The following is a 3,713-nucleotide window of genomic DNA, read 5'->3' as shown; positions in this document are numbered from 1 at the left end:
GATTAAAATGGACGGCGAAAGCCGTCCAAAGCATAAATAAGCGATTTAGAATAAAACATTCGTTTGCGTCCCATGCTGCAAAGTGTTATACGGCTCATAAACCAATATTGTATCACTTATAATGGCCTATAGTACTCCCCAATTTTTGGACAGGTAGTTAAGGTGGAAAATGATTAACTTATAGTTCAAAAAAGAAGGAGCAGTCATGACAAAGAGAAAAAGATTCAGCGCCAATTTTAAAGCAAAAGTAACGATAGAAGCCCTGAAGGAACAACAGACACTGAGTGGACTTTCATCAAAATTTGGTGTTCATCCCAACCAAATCGGCCAGTGGAAGAAACAAGCGATCACAGAGATGGAGAGTCTGTTTTCGTCTTCAAGAGTAAAAAAAGAGAAAGAACATCAGAACCTTGAATCTGAATTATATCGCCAAATAGGTCAGCTCAAAGTCGAGATTGACTGGTTAAAAAAAAAGCACAGTGTTTACACCTGACCAGTCGCGCAGGCTTGTAGAGTCATCACACAACCAAATAAGCATCAAAAGGCAGTGTGAATTACTCGGTATCAGTCGATCAGGCTATTATTACGAACCCTGTTCAGAAAGCCCGGAGAACCTCGAAATCATGCGCCTGATGGACGAACAGTATCTGAAGACCCCTTTCTATGGGGTTCGCAGAATGCACCAGATTGTTCTTTGGCATCATCATCATGTCAACATCAAAAGGATCAGACGGCTGTACAGGCTGATGGGGTTTGAAGCGATTTATCCCAAACCAAGACTCAGCGCAGGCTCAAAAGAGCACGTGATATACCCATATCTGCTTAAAGGATATGAGATTACAGCCCCCAATCAGGTTTGGAGTACAGACATTACCTATGTCCCCATGGCAAACGGCTTTCTCTACTTGGTCGCCATTATTGACTGGTTTAGCCGCTATGTCATCTCCTGGAGGCTGTCAAATAGCTTAGATACCTATTTCTGTATTGAAGCCCTGATGGAGGCCTTGGCATACGCCCACCCGGAAATATTCAACACAGACCAAGGTGTTCAGTTCACAAGTCGCAATTTCACAAGCATCCTTGAGTCAAAAGACATACGCATCAGCATGGATGGCAGGGGCCGCGTCTTCGACAATATTTTCATAGAACGATTTTGGCGTACCCTTAAATATGAAGATATCTATCTTCATACATACGAGGACGGTCTTTCATTGTGGAAAGGGCTGAACCGGTACTTTCACTTCTACAACTGGGAACGCCCTCATCAAAGCTTGGGCAACCAAACACCCGGAGAAAAACATGGTTAATAAAATAATTGACATTAGAAAACAAAAACTCTATTTTAGGATAACATATAAAAATTACTCCCGGTCGTCACCCCGCAAGCGGAGCAACCTTCCACCTTAAAAACCCTTGTTGGCTGTCCAACCAATGGGGACCACCTTATTCTATATTGACAATTACTTTGAATTTAATTACATTGTATTACAATAGAATACATTGAGGGAGATGAAACATGAGCACAGCACTTTCGGTAAGATTACCAGATAGCCTTGCAAAAGAACTTAGCAGTATCGCTAGAACCACTGAGAGGTCTAAATCTTTTCTTGTACAAAAAGCCCTTGAAGAATATTTACAGAATCAAGCAGACTTACAAGTAAGCATTGATAGACTTCGTGATACTTCTGATCCTATAATATCTATTGAAGCAATGAGAGAAGAAATTGGTCTATAAAATAACTTTTAAAAAGTCGGTAGCAAAAGACTTAAAAAAAATAGATCATTCTGAGGCGGATCTGATTTTAAAAAAAATTACTTCGGAACTTTCAAAACAAGCTGAAAAATTACCTGAATTGAAAGGGCAGTTTGCTGGTTTGAGAAAATACAGAATTGGAGACTATCGTATCGTTTATGTAATCATTGATGATTCTGTCTTAATTTTGAGAATTAAACATAGAAAAGATGTGTATAAAAAGTGAGAGAACATGACGATGCACTGGATTGCAGGGAGCTGAGCCGCTTTGAAAAGTATTGGTTTTACAAACTTTATTATCACGAACAAGATTTCTGGAAACCCCTGAAACCCCTGCAACCAGTGATTTTTGCGTTAACACCTTCTAAAATTTCAGAGAATAGAAAAAATTCCTTGATTTGAGTAAAAATATTTATTAGCTTCCGTTATGGTTCCGTATTGGTTTCATCCGCGGGTTCGAAAAAAATAATAGGAGGCTATAATGCGTAACATTACAGTTAAAAATATACCTGATGATTTATATGATAAAATCAAAACTACCGCACATGATAATAGAAGAAGCATTAACAACGAGATCATAAATAGACTTGACCGCTCTTTAAAAAGTGCGAAGCTTGATGTTAATTCCTTAATCCGAAGAATAGAAACTTTTCACAATAATATTGAGATGCCATTATTGACAGATGATCTAATCCAAAATGTAAAACAAGAGGGTAGATCATGATTGTTGTTGACACGAATATTATTTCATATTTATTTATCAAAGGAGAGAAGACAGAAGCGGTTAAACAAGTTTTGCTAAAGGACTCAAACTGGGTATCTCCCATTTTGTGGAGAAGTGAATTTCGTAGTGTATTATCGCTTTACCTGCGAAAAGAATATATTGATCTTTCTCAGGCCAATTATTTAATGGGTGAAGCGGAATCATTGATGTTGAGCTCCGAATATCATGTTATATCATCAGAAGTTTTAGAAATGTTGACCAAAACAAATTTATCTGCTTATGATTGTGAATTTGTTGCACTCGCAAAAGAACTGGGTGTTCACCTGATTACAAGTGATAAGAAAATTCTAAAGGAAGTGCCTGCAATAGCATTATCGATAAATGATTTTCTTGCATAGCGTAAAGACTTGGTGTTAACCCATGCATGAATTGGGCCAATCCGTTTGTCACGCCTTTTGTGCCAAAAGTCGCGCTAATCCGGGTTGGCTAATTATGTTAATGTTGTATGGCTAAATTGTAAAGTTTTTCAAAAAATACTATTGACAAATGTACGATAATTCGGTGCATTTTATGGAACGAAATTGAATAACAGGTAAAGGAAAGAATTATGATTGAATTGTCAGTCAATAAATTTAGGTCAAATTTAAAAAGTTTTGTTGATCAAGCTATTGATGAACATGAACCCGTAAAAATTACCAGAAGGAAAGGTAGAGATTTTATTGTGATAAGTGCTGAAGACTGGGAAAGGGAGCAAGAGACGCTGTATGTACTTCAGAACTCATTTTTAATGAAACAGATTTCCGAATCATTAAAAACACATAATAAAAGTGAGGGGTATATTCCTTCAGAAAAGGAATTAGATGAGATCAATAGTTTTTGAAGGTAATACCTGGAAAGAATATGAGAAATTAAGGAATAAAGATAAAGTTCTTCATAAAAATTTATGTAAAATATTACAGGAAATGCAACGTGAAGATCCATCTCAAGGATTAGGTAAGCCTGAACCTTTAAAATATAATTTATCTGGTTTTGGGTCTAGACGCTTGTCACAAAAAGATCGTTTAATTTATAAATTTGATAACCAATCCATTTATATCTTTGCTATTGGCGGCCATTATAAGTGATACAATATTGGTTTATGAGCCGTATAACACTTTGCAGCATGGGACGCAAACGAATGTTTTATTCTAAATCGCTTATTTATGCTTTGGACGGCTTTCGCCGTCCATTTTAATC

General features: G+C 37.0%; 7 protein-coding genes. All 7 read left to right on the top strand.

The genetic code is table 11. The features are described from left to right. Nucleotides 1-205 precede the first annotated feature (205 nt). The 7 genes from J7K93_13950 (at nucleotide 206) to J7K93_13920 (ending at nucleotide 3,601) form a co-directional block, all read left to right on the top strand. A protein-coding gene (locus tag J7K93_13950) for an IS3 family transposase (GenBank protein MCD6118105.1) occupies nucleotides 206-1,307 on the top strand; the annotation gives its coding sequence in 2 pieces (ribosomal slippage) (nucleotides 206-474 and nucleotides 473-1,307; 1,104 coding nt in all). Nucleotides 1,308-1,516: 209 nt separating this feature from the next. Further along, nucleotides 1,517-1,735, top strand: coding sequence for a ribbon-helix-helix protein, CopG family (locus J7K93_13945; GenBank protein MCD6118104.1), 219 nt, complete (start codon nucleotides 1,517-1,519; stop codon nucleotides 1,733-1,735). Continuing rightward, entirely contained in the window at nucleotides 1,725-1,979 is a 255-nt protein-coding gene (locus J7K93_13940) for a type II toxin-antitoxin system RelE/ParE family toxin (protein MCD6118103.1), read from the top strand. The genes J7K93_13945 and J7K93_13940 overlap by 11 nt, the downstream gene beginning before the upstream one ends. Before the next feature lie 255 nt (nucleotides 1,980-2,234). After that, complete coding sequence (locus J7K93_13935) at nucleotides 2,235-2,477, top strand: Arc family DNA-binding protein (GenBank protein ID MCD6118102.1); 243 nt, start codon at nucleotides 2,235-2,237, stop codon at nucleotides 2,475-2,477. After that, entirely contained in the window at nucleotides 2,474-2,875 is a 402-nt protein-coding gene (locus J7K93_13930; protein MCD6118101.1) for a type II toxin-antitoxin system VapC family toxin, read from the top strand. The genes J7K93_13935 and J7K93_13930 overlap by 4 nt, the downstream gene beginning before the upstream one ends. Nucleotides 2,876-3,084: 209 nt before the next feature. Next, entirely contained in the window at nucleotides 3,085-3,357 is a 273-nt protein-coding gene (locus tag J7K93_13925; protein ID MCD6118100.1) for a type II toxin-antitoxin system Phd/YefM family antitoxin, read from the top strand. After that, nucleotides 3,338-3,601, top strand: coding sequence for a Txe/YoeB family addiction module toxin (locus tag J7K93_13920; protein ID MCD6118099.1), 264 nt, complete (start codon nucleotides 3,338-3,340; stop codon nucleotides 3,599-3,601). The genes J7K93_13925 and J7K93_13920 overlap by 20 nt, the downstream gene beginning before the upstream one ends. The last annotated feature ends 112 nt before the right edge of the window (nucleotides 3,602-3,713 follow it).

The organism is bacterium (assembly GCA_021158245.1).
Lineage (GTDB): Bacteria > Zhuqueibacterota > QNDG01 > QNDG01 > QNDG01 > QNDG01.
The sequence above is the reverse complement of the archived record's forward strand: the minus strand, read 5'-3'. Positions and strand labels throughout refer to the sequence as shown.